The organism is Mucilaginibacter sp. SG564 (genome assembly GCF_013149275.1).
Taxonomy (GTDB): domain Bacteria; phylum Bacteroidota; class Bacteroidia; order Sphingobacteriales; family Sphingobacteriaceae; genus Mucilaginibacter.
The window spans coordinates 25,842-48,862 of record NZ_JABGNA010000003.1 but is presented as its reverse complement, the minus strand read 5'-3'; the positions used below and the strand labels follow the sequence as shown (position 1 = coordinate 48,862).

Below are 23,021 nucleotides of genomic sequence, written 5' to 3'. Positions count from 1 at the left end.
AAAATTGATGAAAAAGATATTTTTCGCACTGCTGGCCTTCGTGGCCTTAGGTGCCCCAGGATGTAAAAAGTTTAGCGAGTTTCAAACAGACCCCAATAAATCAACAACCGCTACACCTGATTTACTTTTAAACACCGTTGAACAAAGCGCGTTTCAGTCAACCAGTCTTAGCGTTGCCTTAGCTATAAGGCAGATGGCGGTTACCGAATCGGCCTCCAATTATCAATACTATGGCTGGACCCGCGGCGATTTTTCTAATTACAACAACCTTCGCCAGGTCATAAAAATGGAGCAATCGGCAACTACGATCAACAAGCCCGAGTATTTACCCATCAGCAAATTTTTCAGGGCCTGGTATTTCCTGCAGCTGACCCAAAATTTTGGTGACATTCCTTACAGCCAGGCTTTACAGGGAGAGCAAAATCAAACCACTCCTGTATATGATAAGCAGGAAAGTATTTACCTGGCTATCCTTGATGATCTGAAAGCGGCCAATGGGCTTATCACCTCGGGCACTCCATCTGTTCAGGGTGATATCATTTATGGCGGCAATATGCAGCAGTGGAAAAAAGCTATCAATACTTTATCGCTGAGGGTACTGATGAGTCTTTCTATTAAGGCAAATAACTCCGCTTATAACTTTAAACAACGCTTTGCCGATATTGTAAACAATCCCGCGCAATACCCAATTTTTGGTAGTAATGCCGATAACGCGCAGTTAAAGTTTTATGACCTGGATAATGACCGTTATCCTTATTATAATGACAATAGTATCCAGACTGCTTACTATATGGAAGAAACTTTTGTTGATATGCTTAAACAACTGAAAGATCCACGCTTGTTTAGCTTTGCTCAAAAGGCCCCAAATCATTCCTCCGCGGCAGATAACGACTTTACAGCTTACGGCGGCATCAAAGGCAGCGACCCGGTAGATGTGAATGCGAAAAGACAGGTAAGCGGTGAGATATCCAGGATCAATCCCCGTTTTTACAGCAATCCAACCAACGAGCCAAGTATAGCCATGGGTTACGGAGAGCTGCAATTTATTTTAGCAGAAGCTGCTGCCCGGGGTTGGATAAGCGGAAGCGCAAACGATTACTATCAGAAAGGTATCCAGGCCTCCATGACCTTTTATGGCATCGATCAGGCAGGTATTAACAGTTACCTTGCCCAGGCTGCGGTGCAATTGAGTGGGACGGATGATATTCAAAAGATCATCACTCAAAAGTATATCGCTTCATTTATGAACAGCGGCTGGCAGCCATTTTTTGAAAACCGCCGTACCAGTTTCCCAACGTTTGATGTTTCTGGCGATGGTGTATTGAACAACAAACGGGTACCTAAGCGTTTCCTGTATCCGCAAACAGAGTTGCAATTAAATCAGCAAAACGTAAACGATGCCATTAAACGGCAGTTCCCAGGTGGGGATGACATCAATGCAACAACCTGGATCATACAACCATAATATCCAGGTAACCTGATTATATTATCTTAGAAAATTAAAAACTATTGCAAATGATCGTTAATATGAAAAAAACATTGCTGATACTGTGTTCGGCACTAACCCTTTCGGCACATGCCCAAAAGGTTAAAAAGGCGGTATATATTATTGCAGATGGCATACCGGCTGATGTTATTGAAAAACTGGATCTGCCGAACCTCAAAAATGTGATCAAAGATGGCAAATACCTCCGGATACATGTGGGTGGTGACAAAGGGACTTATAACGAAACGCCTACCATTTCGGCAGTGGGTTACAATAGTCTGTTAACCGGAACCTGGCTTAACAAGCACAACGTACCTGATAACGATATCAAGGATCCGAATTATAATTATCAAACTATTTTTAGGCTTTTTAAAGAGCAGTATCCCGCGAAAAAAATTGGGGTATATTCCAGCTGGACAGACAACCGCACCAAATTGATAGGCGAAGGCTTAAAACAAACCGGCAATCTTAAGATGGATTATAAAGCTGATGGTTTTGAGTTAGATACGGTTCATTTTAAGCACAAAGGCGACTATATGCACCGCATTGACGAGGAAGTGGTGGCTCAGGCCAGCAACAGCATAAAAACTGTGGCGCCTGATCTGTCCTGGATCTACCTGGAATACACCGATGATATGGGCCATGCGCATGGCGACAGTCCGGAATTTTATGATGCGGTAAAGATGATGGATGCGCAGGTTGGAAAAGTTTATGAGGCTATCAATTATCGCAAGAAAAAATTTAACGAAGACTGGCTGCTGATCATCACCACCGATCATGGCAGAAGCGAAGCCAACGGCAGGGGCCACGGCGGGCAGTCAGATCGTCAGCGCAATACCTGGTTGGTGACTAATTACCCTAATCTAAATCAGTACGCCAATGTTGCCGATCCGGGCATTGTAGATATTATGCCTACTTTAGCGAGGTTCATGAATGTGAAACTAACCGGAGATGCAGGCAGGGAAGTTGACGGTACGCCTTTGATCGGAGCCGTTTCCGTAAGTGATGTTAAATTAAATTACTTTCAAAACAGCATCGATGTATCCTGGAAAGCATCGGATACCAAAGGAAATGTTAAGGTTTATGTTACGCCTACCAACAACTTCAAAACCGGTGGTGTGGATAATTACAAGCTCATGGGCGAATATCCCATAGCACAACGGCACGCGCTGCTGAATGTAAAAGATCTGCCTTCTGATTTTTATAAAGTAGTACTGGAAGCCCCAGATAATACCACCAATAAATGGGTGGTGATCACTCCAAAAAAGTAAAATTTCTTGCTAATATTTAATTAAAAAAAGCACCTGGTAAAAGGTGCTTTTTTTGTGGGTTGTAATACTGGCTTTGTTCTAAAAAATTAACAAATTTTAACATTTCGGCTTTAAACTTAAAAGGTGTTTGCACATCTAAATAATAGCTTTTTAAGGAGAGGGAAAGCAATTTTAGGTTCATACAATTTTTAATTAATAGTGTCATGAAAGCGTTAAATAGGTCCTTTATAAATCTGTCACTGGCAGGTTTATTGGTATTTGGTGTGGCAACTACCGCCCAGGCTCAACGGGGCGGGCATTTTGGTGGTTTTAGAGGCGGGTTTGGCCGTGCCCATTTTGGTGGTGGTTTCGGTTACCGGAGCCCAGTCGTTCATGCAGGTTTCCGGGGGTATTATCGTCCGCATGTATATGCCAATGTCGGGCTTTTTGTGAATGTCCTGCCATTTGGTTACTATCCATTTTTCTGGGGACCCAATCAATATTATTACTATGGCGGTACATTTTACCAGCCAGGTGCCAATGGCGGTTATGAGGTTGCCGCTCCTCCTGTAGGCGCCGAAGTGCCGTCGTTACCAGAAGGTGCCCAATCTATTGCCATAAATGGTATACAGTATTATGAATACAATGGCGTATACTATCAGCAAATAACTAAGGATGACGGTAAAACCACCTATGTTGTAGCCGGGAAAGATGGCGTGTTGAATACCGATCAGAATACAACAGCTACAGCCGACTCAACCAATACGCAAATGCCTTCAGTTGGCGATATGACCGATCAGCTGCCGGCAGGCGCTCATAAAGTGAATTTAAAAGGTAAAAAATATTGGGTAACACCCGATGATATTTACCTGGAGGAGGTAGTACATGATAACCAAACCAGCTATCGGGTGATCAGCATCCCAGAGAAAGTTGACAACGAATCGCAGGATGCCGCACCGGTTCAAAAAAGCGGCGAACTTTAAATAACAGGAAACTAAAAAGATAATGGGAATAGGTGCTTCTGCTTATTCCCATTATCTTTTTACAGGCAATCACAAACATGATATGGTTTCACTCATTTGTATTTAAATTACAGATGTTTTGATAATTATTGTATTTTAAACAATTAATAATTAGCTTTAATCCCCAATTATAATGTTTGCTAACCTGAAATTATTTTCATGGAAAAAAAATACCCCCTTTGTTTTTTTCTTTTTTTAGCCGTTTCCCTGGGCTATGCCCAATCGCCCATAAAAAATAAAATCCTCAACTATTCTTTAAAAAGTGGTCTTTCTTTTGGTATTGTAAACAGCATTACCCAGGACGATAAGGGCTTTATGTGGTTTGCCACAAACGATGGGCTTAACCGTTTTGACGGAGCTACATTTAAAGTTTTTAAATCGCGGCAGGGTGACTCTGCAAGTTTGGCCAGTAACTATGTTCAGAAGGTTTTTTGCGATGTGCATGGAAACATTTGGGTATCGTCGCGCAATGGGCTCAGTAAACTGGATACCCGTACCGAGAAATTTAGCCATTACAGATTAACTTCAAACCGCACAGTTAAAAACGATATTGGTAATATTATACAAAGTCGCGGTGGTAATTTATGGGTAACCTCCTATGGTTTAGGTTTTTCCTACTTTAATATTAAATCGGTCAAGTTTGTTAACTATACGCAAACCAATTTACCCAGGCTATCAAGTAACCGGGTTATCAGTTTGTTTGAAGATTCAAAGGGCCTGCTATGGGTAGGTACACAGGAAAGTGGTATCAACATATTTAGCCACAAAAATGGCATAATCACCAACACAAGTATCTCTATCCCCTCAACAAAAAATCTCCCTACCGCACGCATCAATGACATTTTTGAAGACCATTTCCACAACATCTGGATAGCTACCGGGAACGGGCTTTTATACTATAACAGGCAATCAAATCAATTTACTTTACTGCAAACCAATCAGCCCGGTATAAAAAGTAAGCGGTACATTTCGGTTATTGAGGATAGCGATAAGCAATTGCTTGTTGGCTTACAGGACGGTGGCTTGTATAAAATTAACCTCGGTAGCAACCCCAATTATAATACGGCAAGCTTTTTACTGCAACCGGTAACCGGCGATGATGGCTATTATCTTACACATCGTTCTGTGCAGGCGCTTTATATAGATAAAGACAAAAATACCTGGGTGGGTACTTACGGTGATGGTATTTATATGGTGAGCAATATCAAGGATAAATTCTCCAAAATTACCCGGAAACGCATTGAACCCAGCGGCGAAAGTTTGATAAGATTTTATGGGATGTGCCAGGATAAGGATGGATTTTTATGGTTCGGTACCGATGGCGAAGGCATATTTAAAACCAATTCAAACGGCAACCTGATCAAACAATATAAAGCCGACGGTAAACCCGGGAGCATTACCGATAATGCTATTTTATATGGCTACAGCGATAAAAACGGGAACACCTGGTTGGGTACCTATGCAAAGGGACTTTTTCTGTATCAAAAAAATACAGATTCCTTCATCAATTACGCGCACGATCCGAATAATAAAAAAAGTTTAGGTGGTAATGATGTGAGGGTGATCTTTCAGGATAGCCACAAAAATTTATGGGTTGGGACAAATGGCGGTGGTTTAGGTTTGTTTGATGCCACGTCAAAAACGTTCACCAATTATACCCCGGCCAATAGCGGGCTTACCTCATATGACGTACGCTCCATTGCCGAAGATGAAAACGGGAATTTATGGATAGGTACTTACGGCGGAGGGCTGGATTTTTATGACCTTAAACAAAACAGGTTTAGCCGGTACTTTAAAACAGCCGATGAAAAGAATAATTTACCCAGCCAGGTAATTTTTTCAATTTATGCTGATAATCAACACCATTTATGGTTAGGAACCGAGGGCGATGGCCTGATCTGCTACGATCTTAAAAAAGCCATTTTTAAGAAATTTAACGAAACCAATGGTCTGGCGAACAACACCGTATCGGCCATCAAAGCATCTGACAATAACTCCTTATGGTTAAGCACCAATAAAGGGATTTCGAACATTAATATCCTCACCAACAAAATAGTAAACTACGACCAGTCCGATGGTTTGCAGGCAGGACAATTTAATGCCGGATCGGTTTTGCGCGATTCCAGTAACGGGTTGCTGTATTTTGGGGGTACAGAAGGCCTCAACTTTTTTGACCCTGAAAAAGTAACACAAAGTAATTATCAGCCCAAAGTGATGATCACCGGGTTGCAAATTTTTGGTAAACAGGTTGAAGTTGGCGCTTTGGATGGAAATCGTACAGTATTACCCGAGGCCATCAGCGAAATCCGGCAGATTACCTTACAGCCAGATCAGTCGGTGTTTTCTATTCAATATGCCTCGCTAAATTATACCTATCCGCAAAAAGGTAATTTTGCCTATAAACTGGAAGGGCTCGATAAATCATGGAATTATGTAGGCAACCAACGCCTGGCGACTTACCGGTACCTGGAACCTGGTGACTATACCTTTAAGGTAAAAGCCGCTAACCAGGATGGGATATGGTTTAAAAATTGCGCTGTCATCCAAATCAGGATCATGCCGCCTTGGTATAAAACATGGTGGGCTTATTTGATCTATATCGCCATTGCAGGATTGATCATTTATTACTACCTGCTGTACAAAGCCAGGCAAACCAAACTTAAATACGAAATAAAGGTTGCCCAGCTATCCGCCGAAAAGGATAAGGAGCTTAATGAACGCAAGCTTTCTTTTTTTACCAATATTTCGCATGAGTTTCGTACTCCGTTAACGCTGATTATTAACCCGGTTAAGGATATGTTGTTTGGCAAAGGAGGGGAGGGCAGTGACCCCGGTAATTTGCACATCGTTTACCGTAACGCGCGCCGCTTGCTGAGCCTGGTTGATCAGTTATTGCTTTTTAGAAAAGCCGAAAGTGATACGGATAAGCTTAAAATAGTAAGATTGAACATAGTAGCGCTTTGCCGTGAGGTGTTCCTTTGTTTTAACCACCAGGCCCGTACCAAACATATACAATTTGATTTTTCGAGCGAAAAAGAAACTATCGAGATATTTGCCGATAGGGAAAAATTGGAGATAGCCTTATTTAACCTGATATCAAACGCTTTAAAATTTACCCCGGAACATGGCCTGGTAAGCTGCACGATAACCGATAATGATGCCCAGATCAGTATCCGGATAAAAGATAGCGGTTGCGGGATAGCCGGCGATGTGGGCGATCAGCTATTCAACAAGTTTTACCAGTTGCAAAACGCGGCACCGCTGGCTGGTGGCTTTGGCATAGGGCTTTATCTGGTTAAGGTATTTATTGAAAGCCATAAAGGTAATATCAACTATACGAGCCAGCCGGGGCAAGGTACTTTGTTCCATGTTTCATTATTAAAAGGAAGGGATCATTTTGGCGAACAATTTGTTTTTGAGGATGTAGCCGAAACTTCCGTGTTTTTAGATGAGCTGATAGAAAACAAGGGTGAATTGGGCAGGGACGAAATAGTAGCCACCACCAAAAATTCTGAAGCTTTAAGTTCAGATACCAAAACGATGCTGCTGATAGATGACAATGAGCAGATCCGCGTTTACCTTAAACAGATATTTGCCGGGGAGTTTGAACTATTTGAAGCGGATAATGGCACCACGGGACTTGAATTGGTTTGCCAACTAGTGCCCGATATTGTGATCAGTGATGTGATGATGCAGGGATTAAGCGGCATTGAACTATGCAGTCGTATCAAGGAAGATCCGCTGTTAAATCATATCCCGGTGATATTGCTAACGGCCAGTTCATCACCCGAAATTAAACTCAAAGGCATTGAAGGCGGGGCCGATGATTACATCAGCAAACCTTTTGAAAAAGAGATATTGGTAGCCCGTGTCAACGGCATCCTGAAAAGCAGGAACAACCTGCAAAAGTATTTTTATAACGAGATCACGCTCAACAAATCAAACGATTTAAAGATCTCGCCTGAGTACAAAGAGTTCCTGGAAAAATGCCTCAAAATTGTAGAGCAGCATTTAACCGATCCTGAGTTTAGTATAAAGACCCTGGCTTCGGAGATCGGTATGAGTCATTCCAATTTGTATAAACGGATCAAATCCATCTCGGGACAGTCGGCCAACGGCTTTATCCGTTTTATCAGGCTGCGGAAAGCCGCGGAGATCTTGTTAAGCACCGACAGCACTGTATACGAAACCGCTTCTATGGTTGGCATCAATGATCTTAAATATTTCCGGGAGCAGTTCAATAAGCTATTCGGTATCAATCCTTCAGAATATGTGAAAAAATACCGCAAGCCTTTTCACAATAACTATAATGTTAACCGCGATATGGTAAAGGATAATTGATGAAGGAGTTTACTGAAAGCCACCATCTAAACCGTTTCCAATGTCATTGCTTAAGGTTACTCCGTAGGAGTAAAGCTTTGTAGTGAACAAAAATATAGACATTAGCATGCCGTAGGTATGCAACCTGAGTGCAGTACCTACGGCACTGAATTTGAATCGGAATTTTTCTACAAAGCTTTAACCCCGGTGGGGTTTCCGGTCCCCCCAGGGTCCCTTCCAGGAGACCCTGGAGGGATCTAAGGTTACTCCGTAGGAGTGAAAGCTTTGTAGTGAGCAAAAATATAGACATTAGCATGCCGTAGGTATGCAACCTGAGTGCAGTACCTATGGCATTAGCTTTAAGGTCAGATCTTTTTCTACAAAGCTTTAACCCCGATGGGATTTCCTGTCCCCTCAGGGTCTCTCACAGGGGACCCTGAGGTATAAGACTGGATCGGGAGCAAACTCAATGTACCTTTCAGGAGACCAAAAAGTGGGTTTACATGTAAACCCACTTTTTGATAGATTTTTTTATTTAATTTATTGATTGTCAATCAATTGTGTAGATGTAAATCCTAAAAAGTGTAAACCATGTAAACCCACTTTTTTAGTCCCTGCGGGGATTGAAAATATGTCCACAAATAGTTGATGATATGAGTTTACCCCCTCAGCAAAAAGGCCTAAAAATACTTCCTACGGCCTTTTTTGATGATTCTATCCCGTTTTAAATCCGAATTTGCCCCTCACTTCCTGGGGTAATTTACCCGCATTTTAGCCTTACCAATAACCATGGTTTAAACCGAACTTCTGTACATGGCACTGATCTGACGCGGATGCTGGAAAGGCAATTCACCAGCTTTAACCGTTTGCCCGTAGCTGTGTCCTTTACGCTGTAAAGTTTAAACCTATTAAACCCCAATTAAAAATATATGGAACTAAATTTACATGTAAAGGATTCCCCTCATTGGAAAAGATCACCCCGCTTTTTCCTGTTCATGGTAAGTATGGCAATTACCTGTTTTATCATCTGCCAGGCACCTTCGGTGGCTTTTGCCAACAGCGGCAAGGTGCTCCACGCACAGGATGTAAAAATAAGCGGTAAGGTTACCGACGAAAAAGGCGAAACGTTACCCGGTGTAAGCGTTACCTTAAAAGGAACATCAACAGGTGTTGTTACGGATATTAATGGTAAGTTTTCGCTTAGTGTTCCCGATGCTTCATCTGGAACGCTGGTGTTTACCTATATCGGTTATGCTACTCATGAAGTTCCCCTAAACGGACAAACCACCATCAATGTACAGCTACAGGCCGATTCAAAATCATTGAATGAGGTAGTGGTTGTAGGTTATGGTACGCAGAAAAAAGCAACCCTCACCGGCTCAATCTCCGTGGTAAAGGGAGGTGACCTGGTTAAAAGTCCTCAGCCTAACGTTTCAAGTTCATTCGCGGGTCGTGTACCTGGCGTTATTGCCAGTAACGGATCTGGTGAACCGGGGTATGATGGTTCAAACATCTCGATCAGGGGCCTGGCTACAACCGGCAGCAATTCGGTGCTGATTGTTGTTGATGGTATCCCCGGCCAGATAGGTGGCCTGGAGCGTCTTGATCCAAATGATATAGAAAGTGTTTCGGTATTGAAGGATGCGTCCGCGGCGGTGTACGGTAATCGCGCGGCAAACGGTGTTATTTTAATAACAACCAAACATGGTAAAACAGGTAAGGCTGCCATCTCCTATAACTTTAATGAAGGGTTCAGCTCGCCAACACGTTTACCTAAACTGGCCGACGCGCCAACATACGCGCAGATATTGAATGATATCAGTTATTATGATAGCCCGACCGGCGGTTTTAACCAGGTTTACAGCGCGGCTCAGATCCAGAAATTCAAAGATGGTTCAGACCCACTTAATTACCCAAACACCGACTGGGAAAAACTAACATTAAAGAATTATGCGTTGCAGAACCAACAGAACGTAACGGTTGCAGGTGGTTCCGAGGATATTAAATATTACACTTCTGTTGGCATCACCTCACAAGGCGGCCTTTATAAAAATGGTGCTGCAAAGTACAATCAATATAACTTCAGATCGAACATTGATGCTACGGTTGCCAAGGGGTTTAAAGTAGGGCTATCTTTACAGGGCAGAGAGGAAGACCGCCAATTTCCAACTACCTCGGCCGCTAATAATTTCCGGGGTATTTACCGGGGATATCCAACCGTTGCCGCTTTTTATCCCAACGGTTTGCCTACCTCAGGTTTCGATAATACCAACCCGGCCCTTACGCCAACAAGCATTGGCGGTACCATCAATAACCCTACGCAAACTTTTAATGGTATCCTTAAAGCAAGTTATGATATCCCGGGCGTACAAGGGCTTTCGCTTGATGGTTTCTTCTCGGCCGATAAAACAGGTGTGTTTAACAAAACATTTAATACACCGTACACGGTTTATACCTATAACAGCGCTACCAATATTTACACGCCAAGCACGCAGGGTGGCTCAAACGGTCGTCCCTATTTGTATGAGTCGCAGCTTAACCAATCGCTCATTACATCCAATATTAAGCTGAATTTTGTAAGGCAGTTAGGTAAAAATAATATCAATGCCTTTGTTGCTTATGAACAAAGCAAAAATACCTACAATTTCTTCTGGGCCCAACGGAACAATTTTCCAACGGCTACTACACCTGAGCTTTCGCAAGGCGGCAGCGCCCCCAGCGATGCTACCAATGGCGGCAGCAGCAGCGATAACAACGGTAACTACAACTATAACCGCCGTAGTGTGATCAGCAGGCTGGCCTATAACTATGACGAAAAATATTTGGTAGAGGCTCAGTTTCGTGCGGATGGCTCATCGCTTTTTGCGCCGGGTCACCAATGGGGATATTTTCCATCTATATCTGCCGGTTACCGCATATCCAAAGAGCGCTGGTTTCAGGACAAAGTTAAGTTTATCGACGATCTGAAGATCAGAGCTTCTTACGGTGTTTTGGGTGATGATAATATCGCTCCTTACCAGTATATCGATAATTACGCCTTTAATAATGCGGTGGTTTTGGATAATGGTTCAGGCGCGTCACCACAACCCGGTATCGATCAAACTAAACTTGCAAACCCTAATATTACCTGGGAAAAGGCCAAAAAGACAGACATTGGTATCAACGCCGTATTCTTAAAGAACTTTACACTGGAGGCCATCTATTTCCGCCAGGTGCGGTCGGATATCCTGGCCTACCGTAACGGCTCTCTTCCCGGCACTTCCGGCATAGTGAACCCATCTGATGGCAATCCATTGGTGCCTGCAGAAAATATTGGCAAGGTTAACAGCGCCGGTTTCGAGGCAACATTGGGTTATAATCACCCGGGAACATTCTCCTGGGGTGTATCTGGCAACTTTACCTATGCCAAAAGCAAGATCATTTATATTGACGAGGCCGCCGGCATATTACCTTACCAGCGTCAAACAGGTAATCCTTTAAACACCTATTTGTTATACCAGGCAACTGGTATTTTCAGAAACCAGGCGCAATTGGATAATACACCACATGTGGCCGGCGCGCAAGTAGGCGACCTTATTTATGCCGATGTTAACCATGATGGGCAAATAACGGCTGCTGACCAGGAGCGCTCAAAATATGGCAATATCCCGCAAATAGTTTATGGTTTTAGTTTTAATGCCGGGTACAAAAACTTCGACCTGTCGGTTTTATTCGCAGGGCAGGCCCAGGTAAGCCAGTATGTACTGCCCGAATCAGGGGTTATCGGTAATTTTTACAGTTCATGGGCCAATAACGCCTGGAGCCCAAGCAATCCAAACGGATCATATCCCAAAGTATCAGACAGGGCTTCAAACGCGGTAAGCGGTGGTTCCTATAACAATACCTTCTGGCTTAACGATGCTTCATTTTTGAGGCTGAAAAATGTTCAGCTGGGTTATACACTGTCATCGCAAGCATTATCAAGGCTTCATATTAAGGGCGTTAGGGTTTTCGTAAGCGGTTTCAACCTGTTAACGTTTACCAAAGTGAAAGATTACGACCCTGAAGGAACCAATGGCAGTGGCCAATTCGGCGGCGCTCAGTATGGCAGTGGCCAGTTCTATCCGCAACAAAAGATAATTAACCTGGGCGCAAACATTAAATTTTAATATCCAGCATTATGAAAAGTATAAAATATATAACAGGCTGCCTGGCGCTTTGCGTTGCACTGATGACATCCTGTAAAAAAGATTTCCTGTCCACACCGCCTACAGATAGAATTAGTAACGCTTCTATTTTATCAGATACCTCACTTTTTGAAGCTTATGTGATCAACAGGTATATCGGTGTTAAATTACAGGATAAAGAAGATGATGATACCGGTTTTGGTCGTGGCTTTCAATGGGCGCTCTGGAGCTCATTAACAGACGAATCGATATACAACAACAATGATAACACCTGGGTGATCCAGCAGGGGCAGCTGGCTCCTAATAACCTGGGTGATGCCGGAACGATCTGGGGACGCAGTTACCGCAGTATCCGGGAGTGTAATTATGCTTTGAGTGTAATAAACGGTTTACCATTAAGTGCCGGACATAAAAACAAACTGATTGGCGAGCTTGAATTTATCAGGGCGTTCAGGTACCAGGATCTCATCCGTAACTATGGCGGTGTTGTATTAATGGGCGATAAGGTAACTGAGCTAACAGATAACCTGCAGGACCCAAGTCTTTTCAACCGCGCTTCTATTACGGAGTCTATTACTTATGCCAGTACTCAGTTGGACGACGCCGCTTCGAGACTTCCGGTAGATAACGGCACATCATGGGCCTTAGGAAGGGCAACAAAAGGAGCAGCTTTGGCACTAAAATCAAGACTATTGCTCTATGCCGCCAGCCCATTGTATAATGCAGGTTCCTGGCAGGCTGCCGCCGCGGCAGCTAAGGCGGTTATGGATCTGGGCAAATACAGTTTGTTCCAGGGTGGTTATGGCCAGTTATTTTTAACCCCTAATAGTAACGAAATTATATTTGAAAGGCTATTCTACCCGGTTACAGCGGCCCACTTGCCTATAGAGTTGGATAATGGGCCTAACAGCTATGGTGGCTACGGTGGTAATGTACCATTGCAAAATATGGTAGACGCTTATCCCATGAGTAATGGCAAAGCCATCACTGATCCAACATCAGGCTATGATTCACAAAATCCATACGTTAACCGCGATCCACGGTTTTACGCCACTATTCTTTACAACGGGGCGCCCTACAGAGGCAATGTTGTGCAGGTATTTTTGCCTGGCGGTAAAGACAGCAACCAGGGACCGAATCCTCAAAACGCGAGTAAAACAGGTTATTACCTGAGGAAATTTGCGAACGATAATTATTCCATCACCAATTCGAGCGAGGCGGGTGCACAGCCATGGATCTATTTCAGGTATGCCGAGATCCTGCTCAACTATGCCGAGGCACAAAATGAAGCCGCAGGGCCCGACGCGAGCGTTTACCAGGCCATTAACACTATCAGGCAGCGCGCATCTGTAAATATGCCAGCCCTATCTGGTTTATCAAAAGATGATATGCGTACCGCCATTAGAAATGAAAGACGGATTGAGCTTGCTTTTGAAGAGCACCGCTTTTATGATGTACGCAGATGGAAAATTGCCGATCAAACAGAAAATGTTCCGGCTTACGGTGTTGCGGTGGGTATAAATGCTGCCAATGCATCAGGTTACAGCTATGCGCAAAAGGTAGCGCTAACCGGCCGGGCCTTTCATTCGCAGCACTATTGGTTGCCAATACCTTTGGCTGAGATACAAGCATCAAACGGACAGTTAAAGCAAAACGACGGCTACACAAATTAACAATCCCAAATCTCTATATCAATCATGGAGGCCCAACTGGGCCTCCTTCTAAAACCGCATTTCAAATCAATTAAAACCATACAATTATGAAAACAAAAATGTTCGTTCTCTTCCTGTGTTTTTCTTCGTTTTTCTTTTCTCAGTCTATGACAATTGAAAAACATGCCGCGGGCCGCCCGTTCACTATCGGTGTTAATTACTATAATACAACGTCGTACACGTGTACTATTGAATTAAGCGGTCCAACCACCCATACCATCACGGTTGCCCCCGGAACCAGCGGTAGCTATGGCCCTATCACTCCGGGACAGTATACCGTAGGCATTTATACCACCGGCCCGGGTACTTACAATTATCGTTTAGATGGTGGCGGGAGCACACCAACGTTCATCAATAATGCCAATGGTCACGGGGCTGTTTACACCATAAACGCGCAGAACAACCTTACAGTAGGCATTACTAATTAGCAGTAAGCTTTTTACTTTCAGTTCCCGGTGGTTGAATCAAGCTCAAAGTGCCGGTAGCTGATAAAATTATTCGGGGGGAGGGAAACATGTTTTCGTCCCCCTTTTTTTAACCTCATACTAACCTATACCAAATTATGAAAAACCAAAGCATTTTATTATTAGCGGGGTGTTGTTTGATGGCAGGATGTAAAAAGGATATCACCGCAGTAAAAGGATCATCATCTCCGGATGAAGTAAACACAAAAACAATAAAAGTTAATGCCACACCGGCAAGCGCGCTCAAGGGCGTTAACTGGGCGGCCGATGGCGATAACTTTAGCGATGGCATACTGGTGTTAAGTGGACTCACTTCGGCCGATAGTTATGCTACTGTATCCAGCAAAGCTGATGCGGTATTATCAGGCATCCAAACCAATACAGGCGCCAATACTGTTCGGTTGCCCGTAAATTACTCCACCGTTTCACAAACCTGGTGGAACTCCTATACCGGTGTTATTGATAAGGCCCTGAGTAAAGGAATGAACGTGATACTGGGTTACTGGGAAGCCAAATCATCCGAAGACGGCAAAATCGATAACACTACCCAATTTTGGTCCATGTGGCAAACCATTGTGAACAAATACGGTAGTAACTCACATGTATACTTCGAGATATTTAATGAGCCGCATGGTTATTCACTGGCCGATTGGACAACCATTTGCGCGCAATGGCTAAGTAATTATCCATCTATACCACAAGGCCGGATCCTCATCAGCGGAACCTCTTATTCACAGGATATTACCGGGGTGGGTGCCGACAGCCGGTTCTCGGGTTGCTTATTATCTATCCACGATTATACCTTTTTTAGTAGCGGCGGACTTACCACAGCGGCGCAATGGGAAAACAGGGCTAAAGCCAATATTGGAAGCTATGGAAGCCGTGCGGTATTTACGGAGTTTGGCGATACCATGAACAGCGGCATCAGTTACACCGGTGCTATTGGCGGCAGTGTGGATATAGCCTACATACAGGGGCTAACCAATGTGATCAGGGCGTTGGGTATGGGCGGTGTTTACTGGCCAGGTATCCGTAACGGCGATGGCTATGCCATACAGCAATTAGGAGGCAGTGCTGCCAGTCCAACCGTATCAACCACCAATGCGTCGGGCTTAAGCCGTTTAAAATATGCCTGGGGTGTTGGCGCTGGAGGTACCGATACCTTTTATACTGGAGCCTATTATCGCTTCCTGAACCTCAACAGCGGGCAGGCGCTTGATGTTAACGGCGGTTCAACCGCAAATGGCGCAGGTATTATACAATGGCCGCAAAATGGTGGTAACAATCAGCAGTGGCAAATTGCTGATAATGGAGGCGGATATTATAAAATTACTAACCGCAATAGTGGGCAAGCGCTCGATGTTAATATGAGTTCAACTGCCAACGGTGCGGGTATTATCCAATGGCCATGGAACGGTGGCAACAACCAGCAATGGCAGCTTACCGCCACCAGCGATGGTATATATAAAGCTATCAACCGTAACAGCGGTTTGGCACTTGATGTTAATGGTGCTTCAACTGCCAATGGCGCGGGCATCATCCAATGGACATGGGGTGGTGGTAACAACCAGCAATGGCAAATCGTACAACAATAAATTATAATAAAGCAGGATCGGATGGTCCTGCTTTATTGTTGATCTGAATAATGATGATATCTACAATAAAAAAAATCCTTCTGGCAGGTATTGCCTTAGCGCTTAATATTTCGATGGCCAATGGTCAGCATAAAGAGGCTACCATTGACATTGATTTTACGAAAACCTACCAAACTATCAGCAATTTTGGTGCATCTGATGCCTGGTCATGCCAGTTTGTGAGTAACTGGCCCGATGCTAAGCGAAACAAAATAGCCGACCTGCTTTTTAGCCATGATATTGGTGCCGATGGCTCGCCCAAAGGAATCGGTTTATCACTGTGGCGCTTCAATATAGGTGCAGGCAGCGCCCAACAGGGCGAAGAGAGTGGTATTAAAGATGAGTGGCGCCGGGCCGAATCATTTTTAAATACCGACGGTAGCTACAATTGGCAAAATCAGGCCGGGCAGGTGTGGTTTTTAAAAGCAGCGAAAAAACGCGGTGTAAAGCAGTTTTTGGGTTTTACGAATAGTCCGCCAGTGCAGTTTACCATAAATAAAAGGGCTTATGCCAGCGGTGGTAAAGTAAATATTGCGGCCGATCAATATGACAATTTCGCTGCCTACCTGTCAAGGGTAGTGAAAGGCGTGGAGCAGGTGAGTAACGTTAAATTTGATTATATAAGCCCTATCAACGAACCCCAATGGGATTGGAGTGATGGCGGGCAGGAGGGATGCCCTTATAACAACAAGGAAATTGCCGGGGTCATAAAATCTATCAATAAAGTGTTTATGACCGAAAAAATCGATTCAAAAATTCTTGTAGGCGAAGCCGGGAGCATTAATTATTTATTTACCAGAGGCGATAAACCAGGGAAGGGTAGTCAAGTAAATGACTTTTTTAAGCCCGGATCGGCAAATTACATTGGCGATCTGCCAGGGGTTAGCAAAACCATAGCGGCACATAGTTATTTTACCACATCGCCAATGGCAACGGCTGTGAAGGCGCGTAAGACCCTGGCCGATAGTGTAGCCGCCATAAAAGGGCTTGATTACTGGCAATCGGAGTATTGTATTTTGGGTGACAACGCGGGTGAGATGGATGGCAACAAACGCGATCTCGGTATAGACGCAGCGCTGTACCTGGCTTCGGTGATCCATACCGATCTTACGGTGGCTAATGCTTCGGCATGGCAATGGTGGACGGCCATTTCGGCCTATGATTATAAAGATGGTCTTATTTACATAGATAAAAACAAAACCGATGGTAATTTTTACACCAGCAAAATGCTTTGGGCCATGGGGAACTATAGCCGGTTCATCAAACCAGGCGCAGTAAGAGTTGATGCGACAATTTCATCTATCACAAGTAAACCTCTGCTTGTTTCGGCTTTTAAGGATGGAAAAAATATAGTTGCTGTTATCATCAACCCTAATACTGATGAAGTAATTACGGGGTTCAATACTCAGGTTCGGTTTACTACCTCGTACCTAACGTCGCAGGCGGATGAACTTAAAGCCCGTAAAATTGATGGTTCAAAAATAACTATCCCGGCACGTTCTGTTATTACCCTTACGGGAGCGATTAAATAAAAAGCGTATCCCATATCTATAAATTAAGCCCCGTGCCAGCTATTGGTACGGGGCTTAATTTATAGTTTACTAATTAAAATGTCTTTCCCGTCGTGCGTTTTGTCCGGTTCGCTTTAAAACTACTCTGTTATACAGTAAGTAAAGCCCATTTTTGAATCAATAAACAAATTAAAAACAAGAAATCATGACAACTAAAACAACAAAAACAATCTATTGGATAGGAACCGCGCTTACCTCTTTATGGTTTGGCACAAGCGGAATTTGTGAGCTCACTACCAACAAGCTCGTTTGGGACATTACCTTAAAATTGGGTTACCCGCCTCACTTTATTTACATATTAGGTGTTGCCAAAGTAATAGGTATTGTTGTTCTTTTAATACCCGGTAAACTGCTCCGGTTAAAAGAGTGGGTGTTCGCGGGTGTTTACTTCGATATCATCTTCGCTTTTGCCTCCAAGGTAAGTGTGCTGGGGCTGGCCAGTGCCGTAGATGCCATTATCGCGTTTATTATGGTAACGGTAACTTATACCATGTTCCGGAAAGTATATCCTGCTACCTACGTTAAACCGGTTAACTATGCCATGAATTAATAGCCATGTTTAAAGTAGAATGGCGCTTTAAAACAAAAAGGCCTGAGTGAGTGCTCAGGCCTTTTTGTTTTATTTAGAATCATCACCAGCTTTATTTTGCAGGTGTGATCACAATGTTCCGGTAATCTATCGGTCCGTGATCTCCCTGGATCAAAATAGGGCCTGGTTCGCCTTCTTTACTGTTGATGGCCCCGCCAGTAATGCCTGGGATCTCCTGTCTGCTTATAACGGTAGTGCCGTTAGCTACTATAGTAACCAACCTGCCTACCAGTGTAATATCGTATGATTGCCATTGTCCCGCGTCCTTCGCCATCATTTTGTTTGGGGGCAGGAAGCCGTAAATAGCGCTGAACTGGTTGTTTATAGGTTCAGGTTCGCCGGTTTTAACATCCATCACCTGCACTTCGTATCTGCCCCTCAGGTAAACACCGCTGTTGCTGCCTTTTTGGTAGCGGAATTCGATATGCAATTTAAAATCGTTAAAAGTTTTATCGGTGATGAGGTTGGCGCCGGAGTGCAGGCTGCGCAAAATGCCCGACTCTACAGTCCACTGGTTTTTGCCATCGGTGTGCCAGCCTTTGGTATCCTTACCATTAAACAATTTGATGGGTGTACCCCAAACAGGGTCTTTGGCTCTTATTAATGATGGCGCCCGTACCCCGGTAAAATGATAGGTTACTCCATCGGTATACACCATGGTGCCTACTAATTCCTCGCCCTTGAGCTCAAATTCAAAGTCCATATTCCGGTTTCCCTCTTCCCATTGAGGTGGAATAGAGAAGCTGTACTTACCATCATGCGGTTTAATTTCTGATATAGGTCTGGCGCTTCCAAAAGCATAGGTAAAACGGCCAATGAGGATGTGTGTGCCGGATTTTTGCACCTCCAACCATGACGGCAGACTTTTACCCGCTTTGTCTATCGTTATGTCCCATCGCCCGATGACTGCCGGATCAGCAGCTTTTTTTAATGAAGCAGCTGAAGCACTGATCGCCAAAAAAACGAACAATGACAAAATGATCTGTACCCGTATAAAACGGAAAATTCCCTTGTGGTTTAAAACTGGTGGATTTTTCATAATCTCTAAATTACAAACTAACATTCAATATTTGATCAAAGCAGGCAATATCCGGCAATTAAAAATTAATGCCGCGCGAATATTTCCTGGTGTTTAGGATCTATCAATTGTTGATTAAACCAATGAGGATACATAATTGTTGGTTTTGTTAGGTCATTCAATAAATCTATTTCCGTTTGTTTAAGTTCCAGGTCAATAGCCTGCAGGTTATCTTCCAATTGATGCATTTTACTGGCGCCCACGATGATGCTTGATACAATTGGCTTGGTTAGCAGCCAGGCCAGTGCCACCTGGGCTACACTGGCCTGGTGTTCAGCGGCAATAACTTTTAGGGCATCTACTACTTTAAAGCCAAATTCCTTATCAAATGGCAGCAGGTCGAACCCTGAAAGGCGGTTTTCGGGGTCTTTCAAATTTTCACGGGTGTATTTACCGCTTAAAAAGCCACTGGCAAGCGGGCTCCAAACCGTCATCCCTATCTTAGCGTATTCCATAAACGGAACAATATCATGCTCCACATCACGCCCTACTAAGGAGTAATTCATTTGGCCATTGCAAAAAGGCTCCCATCCATTATCTTTTTGCATCTGGTAAGCCAGGGCCGATCGCCAGGCCGACCAGTTAGAGAAACCAACGTACCTTACTTTACCGGCCACAACCAGGCTGTTAAGCGCTTCGAGGGTTTCTTCTAATGGGGTAAAGGGATCTTCCTTATGCAAAATATAAAGGTCGATATAGTCGGTATTTAGCTGCTTTAAGCTTTTTTCGCATGAAAACAAAAGATGCCTTTTGGATAAGCCGGCCTGAGTGATGGGATCGCCGGTTCTGAAACCGGCTTTAGTGGCAATAATCACATTTTTACGGTGTGCGGCGAGCACTTTTCCCAGCATAATTTCTGATTGTCCGCCGGCGTAGCCGTCAGCGGTATCAAAAAAGTTGATACCAGCATTTAGTGCCTTATCAACCATTTCCTGCGCGGTTTGCTCATTAACTTTATAGATGGATGAGATCGAGGGATCGTCGCCGAAAGTCATAGCTCCAAAAGATAGTTTCGATACAATAAGGCCTGTATTGCCTAATTTGCCATATTTCATAGGTTTAACGGTTTGGTTTTTGGTATTAAAAGACGACCTAATTTATTAAAAATGTATTTTATTATATAGGTGAAAACTAACCTTATACGCAAAAAATATCATCTGTAAGAAGTATGCCGATACACTAAAAAATGAATCCCAAATTCTGGTACAGAACCGACATAAGCAATATTGTTTGGGAGCGATTTAAACGATACTTTTGCCACATATCAATAACACCAACTATGATAAAAAAACTTACTTATTCTTTAATCTTGCTCCTGCTGCCTTCGCTAACCTTATTAGCGCAGACGGCAACCATTACCGGCTCTGTGAAAACAGCCGACGGAAAACCAGCCGACCTGGTGAGCATAGCTATAAAAGGCACTAACAAAGCAACTTTAACCGATGGAAACGGACGTTACCAGATTAAACGGGTAACACCGGGATCATATACGGTAGTGGCATCTTTTGTAGGATTGGAGAAAAAGGAACAAACAATTGAGACACGGTCAGGTGAAACTCTAATTGTTAACTTCATTTTGAAAGAAAACTCCACCCAGTTGCAGGAGATTGTCATTTCAACAAAAAAAACAAATAAGGTAAACGCTATTGTGGCCAAAATGCCCTTAAAGAACCTGGAGAACCCGCAGGTTTATAACTCGGTTTCGTCAGAAATTATAAAACAACAGGGCATTACCTCTTATGATGACGCGTTGCGGAATGTACCGGGAGTTATGAAAACCTGGGGATCAACAGGCAGGGGTGGTGATGGTGCTACCTTTTTTGCGATACGCGGTTTTCAAGCCCAGGCAGTATTAATCAATGGTTTACCTGGCATAACCAACGGCGATCTTGATTTGGCCGATGTGGAAGAGGTACAAGTGATCAAAGGTCCGTCGGGTACTTTGTTCGGCGGGGCGTATTTAAACTATGGTGGTTTGATCAATACCATCACCAAAAAGCCCTATTTTACAACCGGTGGCGAGATTACCTATAACTTGGGCAGCTTTGGCCTAAACCGGGTAAGCGCGGATGTGAACACCCCATTGAGCAAAACAGAAAAAATAGCATTGCGGGTAAATACGGCATATACCGACCAGAATAATTTTCAGAACGCGGGCTTTCAAAAATCTTTTTTTATTGCGCCGTCATTGGTGTATGAAGTGAATGATAAGCTTTCCTTTCATGTGCTGACAGAGATATTTCAGGAAGAAAGGGCTGTAGCACCGATTTTTTATCCATCGGACAGGTATAGCCCATTGCCTTTTAAAAATGTGAAGGATTTAAACCTGAATTACAACGAATCATTCATGAGCAATGATCTGACGATGAAAAACCCCAGGTTTAATTTACAGGCGCAAATGCTATATAAAATATCCAATCAGTGGACATCACAAACGGTGCTTTCGCGCTCAACGGTAAAATCAAATGGTTACTACAACTATATTTATGAGGACGCGGTACCAACTGATCAGTATTTTGGGCAAACCTTTCATAAAGACCAGCAAACCACCAGTACAACCGATGTGCAGCAAAACTTTAATGGTGATTTCAAGGTAGGCAACATGCGGAACCGTTTACTGATCGGTTTAGATTATTTTAGCCGCAATGCCATCAGTAATGGATCGGGATACGCTTTAGTGAGGCATGTAACACCGCAAAGCGGCGAAGTGGCATACCCTGTTCCTGGGAAAACGGATACCATACCTCCTGTATATCTGTCCCAAGCCCTGGTTGATAATATTTTGGCAACCAAGCCCGGGAGCAGAACCAATGTTACCAATAGTGCCTACAGCGCTTATGTTTCGGACGTAATTAATTTTACACCCGCTTTAGCTGGTATGGCCAGTTTAAGGGTTGATCATTATGTATCAAAGAGTGCCGGCGGCGACAACACTACAAACTACAATCAAACATATCTGTCGCCAAAATTTGGATTGGTTTATCAGCCGGTTATGGATAAGGTTTCGATTTTTGCCAACTATATGAACGCGTTTGTCAATGTAGATCCGAGAGCCAGTTACACTAAAGATGGGGATCCAAACGGTACGCAATCATTTAAACCAGAACATGCTAACCAGTGGGAGGCTGGTGTAAAAACCAACCTGCTTTCAGATAAGTTAAATATTACCGCGTCATACTATGATATCCGGGTTTCTGACAGGGTATATCCCAATCCGGATAATCCAAATGCTTACCTGCAAGGTGGTACAGTAAGCAGTAAAGGTTTTGAATTGGATGTGAATGCTAATCCGGCCCCTGGATTAAATCTTATAGCGGCGTACAGCCACAACTCCATCAAAATAGTAAAAGGTTTTGCCGATGATTTTTATAATCAACCCGGCAGAACTCCAGGCGGCCAGGGTGCTCCGGATATGGCCAATTTCTGGGCTACCTACAAATTTACCAGGGGGAATTTAAAAAACTTTGGTTTTGGTGTTGGCGGTAACTATGCCAGCGAACAAAAAACAATAGATAACAGTGTAACCGGTATATTTTACCTGCCAAGTTATGTACTGATCAACACCAGTTTATTTTATACCGCCGATAGCTATAGGGTTACGTTTAACTTAAACAACATTACCAACAAACAGTATTATGTTGGCACATACTCAATAACCCCGCAAGCGCAAAGAAATTTTACTTTAAGCCTGGCATATAAGTTTTAACTAAGTAAGAAAGGTATATCCAT

General features: G+C 43.5%; 13 protein-coding genes. 11 read left to right on the top strand and 2 right to left on the bottom strand.

Annotated features, from left to right (window positions below; genetic code table 11):
- The first annotated feature begins 7 nt into the window (after nucleotides 1-7).
- From FHW89_RS07885 to FHW89_RS07840, 10 genes are all read left to right on the top strand, one after another.
- Nucleotides 8-1,465 carry a SusD/RagB family nutrient-binding outer membrane lipoprotein gene (locus tag FHW89_RS07885; protein WP_172334489.1) on the top strand — a complete coding sequence of 486 codons (1,458 nt, stop codon included), beginning with the start codon at nucleotides 8-10 and terminating at the stop codon, nucleotides 1,463-1,465.
- Between the two features lie 62 nt (nucleotides 1,466-1,527).
- On the top strand, nucleotides 1,528-2,757 hold the full coding sequence (locus tag FHW89_RS07880) for an alkaline phosphatase family protein (RefSeq protein ID WP_172334488.1): 1,230 nt from the start codon (nucleotides 1,528-1,530) through the stop codon (nucleotides 2,755-2,757).
- 203 nt (nucleotides 2,758-2,960) lie between these two features.
- Nucleotides 2,961-3,719: a DUF6515 family protein gene (locus tag FHW89_RS07875; protein WP_172334487.1), complete on the top strand. Its 759-nt coding sequence runs from the start codon at nucleotides 2,961-2,963 to the stop codon at nucleotides 3,717-3,719.
- Between the two features lie 198 nt (nucleotides 3,720-3,917).
- A complete protein-coding gene (locus FHW89_RS07870) occupies nucleotides 3,918-8,099 on the top strand; it encodes a hybrid sensor histidine kinase/response regulator transcription factor (protein ID WP_172334486.1) in 4,182 nt (1,393 codons plus the stop codon).
- A gap of 908 nt (nucleotides 8,100-9,007) precedes the next feature.
- Nucleotides 9,008-12,226 carry a TonB-dependent receptor gene (locus FHW89_RS07865; RefSeq protein WP_216650513.1) on the top strand — a complete coding sequence of 1,073 codons (3,219 nt, stop codon included), beginning with the start codon at nucleotides 9,008-9,010 and terminating at the stop codon, nucleotides 12,224-12,226.
- Between the two features lie 11 nt (nucleotides 12,227-12,237).
- The gene (locus FHW89_RS07860; RefSeq protein WP_172334485.1) at nucleotides 12,238-13,917 is read left to right on the top strand and encodes a RagB/SusD family nutrient uptake outer membrane protein; all 1,680 of its coding nucleotides are present in this window, start codon (nucleotides 12,238-12,240) and stop codon (nucleotides 13,915-13,917) included.
- Nucleotides 13,918-14,003: 86 nt separating this feature from the next.
- On the top strand, nucleotides 14,004-14,384 hold the full coding sequence (locus FHW89_RS07855) for a hypothetical protein (protein ID WP_172334484.1): 381 nt from the start codon (nucleotides 14,004-14,006) through the stop codon (nucleotides 14,382-14,384).
- A gap of 134 nt (nucleotides 14,385-14,518) precedes the next feature.
- Entirely contained in the window at nucleotides 14,519-16,015 is a 1,497-nt protein-coding gene (locus FHW89_RS07850; protein ID WP_216650512.1) for an RICIN domain-containing protein, read from the top strand.
- A 50-nt stretch (nucleotides 16,016-16,065) separates the two neighbouring features.
- Nucleotides 16,066-17,586, top strand: coding sequence for a glycoside hydrolase (locus FHW89_RS07845; protein WP_172334483.1), 1,521 nt, complete (start codon nucleotides 16,066-16,068; stop codon nucleotides 17,584-17,586).
- Nucleotides 17,587-17,770: 184 nt separating this feature from the next.
- Nucleotides 17,771-18,175, top strand: a complete 405-nt coding sequence (locus tag FHW89_RS07840) for a DoxX family protein (protein ID WP_172334482.1) — start codon at nucleotides 17,771-17,773, stop codon at nucleotides 18,173-18,175.
- Between the two features lie 91 nt (nucleotides 18,176-18,266).
- Here the strand turns inward: FHW89_RS07840 and FHW89_RS07835 are convergent, their stop codons facing one another.
- A complete protein-coding gene (locus FHW89_RS07835; protein ID WP_172334481.1) occupies nucleotides 18,267-19,253 on the bottom strand; it encodes a DUF1080 domain-containing protein in 987 nt (328 codons plus the stop codon).
- A 65-nt stretch (nucleotides 19,254-19,318) separates the two neighbouring features.
- Nucleotides 19,319-20,347: an aldo/keto reductase gene (locus tag FHW89_RS07830; protein ID WP_172334480.1), complete on the bottom strand. Its 1,029-nt coding sequence runs from the start codon at nucleotides 20,345-20,347 to the stop codon at nucleotides 19,319-19,321.
- 224 nt (nucleotides 20,348-20,571) lie between these two features.
- On the opposite strand from FHW89_RS07830, the gene FHW89_RS07825 reads away from it, so the two are divergent.
- The gene (locus FHW89_RS07825; protein WP_172334479.1) at nucleotides 20,572-22,998 is read left to right on the top strand and encodes a TonB-dependent receptor; all 2,427 of its coding nucleotides are present in this window, start codon (nucleotides 20,572-20,574) and stop codon (nucleotides 22,996-22,998) included.
- The last annotated feature ends 23 nt before the right edge of the window (nucleotides 22,999-23,021 follow it).

Coding starts and splice junctions, on each gene's coding strand:
- FHW89_RS07885 (WP_172334489.1), top strand. CDS start 8: ATGAAAAAGATATTTTTCGCACTGCTGGCCTTCGTGGCCTTAGGTGCC.
- FHW89_RS07880 (WP_172334488.1), top strand. CDS start 1,528: ATGAAAAAAACATTGCTGATACTGTGTTCGGCACTAACCCTTTCGGCA.
- FHW89_RS07875 (WP_172334487.1), top strand. CDS start 2,961: ATGAAAGCGTTAAATAGGTCCTTTATAAATCTGTCACTGGCAGGTTTA.
- FHW89_RS07870 (WP_172334486.1), top strand. CDS start 3,918: ATGGAAAAAAAATACCCCCTTTGTTTTTTTCTTTTTTTAGCCGTTTCC.
- FHW89_RS07865 (WP_216650513.1), top strand. CDS start 9,008: ATGGAACTAAATTTACATGTAAAGGATTCCCCTCATTGGAAAAGATCA.
- FHW89_RS07860 (WP_172334485.1), top strand. CDS start 12,238: ATGAAAAGTATAAAATATATAACAGGCTGCCTGGCGCTTTGCGTTGCA.
- FHW89_RS07855 (WP_172334484.1), top strand. CDS start 14,004: ATGAAAACAAAAATGTTCGTTCTCTTCCTGTGTTTTTCTTCGTTTTTC.
- FHW89_RS07850 (WP_216650512.1), top strand. CDS start 14,519: ATGAAAAACCAAAGCATTTTATTATTAGCGGGGTGTTGTTTGATGGCA.
- FHW89_RS07845 (WP_172334483.1), top strand. CDS start 16,066: ATGATGATATCTACAATAAAAAAAATCCTTCTGGCAGGTATTGCCTTA.
- FHW89_RS07840 (WP_172334482.1), top strand. CDS start 17,771: ATGACAACTAAAACAACAAAAACAATCTATTGGATAGGAACCGCGCTT.
- FHW89_RS07835 (WP_172334481.1), bottom strand. CDS start 19,253: ATGAAAAATCCACCAGTTTTAAACCACAAGGGAATTTTCCGTTTTATA.
- FHW89_RS07830 (WP_172334480.1), bottom strand. CDS start 20,347: ATGAAATATGGCAAATTAGGCAATACAGGCCTTATTGTATCGAAACTA.
- FHW89_RS07825 (WP_172334479.1), top strand. CDS start 20,572: ATGATAAAAAAACTTACTTATTCTTTAATCTTGCTCCTGCTGCCTTCG.